Annotated in this window: 1 protein-coding gene; it reads left to right on the top strand. The window is 72.0% G+C overall.

Annotation, left to right across the window (positions count from 1 at the left end; all coding sequences use genetic code 11):
* Positions 1 to 15: 15 nt before the first annotated feature.
* The coding region (locus tag SB847_RS22395; RefSeq protein ID WP_410578973.1) for a uroporphyrinogen-III synthase at positions 16 to 232 on the top strand (217 nt) is incomplete at its 3' end.

The following is a 232-nucleotide window of genomic DNA, read 5'->3' as shown; positions in this document are numbered from 1 at the left end:
CCCGCTGGAACCCAGGTGGCCACCGTTGGTGCCTCGACCCAACGCGTCCTCGAATCAGTCGGCCTCCGGGTTGCTTTGGCGCCCTCGGAGCCCCAATCCGCCGAGGGCCTGCTTGCCCTGTGGGATCCTGCACCGGCACGGGTCTTCCTGCCGCAGGCCGACCTCGCCGCACCGGGCCTTCGGCAGGGATTGGCAGCACGGGGCGCGGACGTCACCGCCGTCACCGCGTACC

Origin of the sequence: Bacillus sp. SIMBA_026 (assembly GCF_046535335.1) — a bacterium.
GTDB classification, from domain to species: domain Bacteria; phylum Bacillota; class Bacilli; order Bacillales; family Bacillaceae; genus Bacillus; species Bacillus velezensis.
This window is presented reverse-complemented; position numbering and strand designations above follow the sequence as displayed.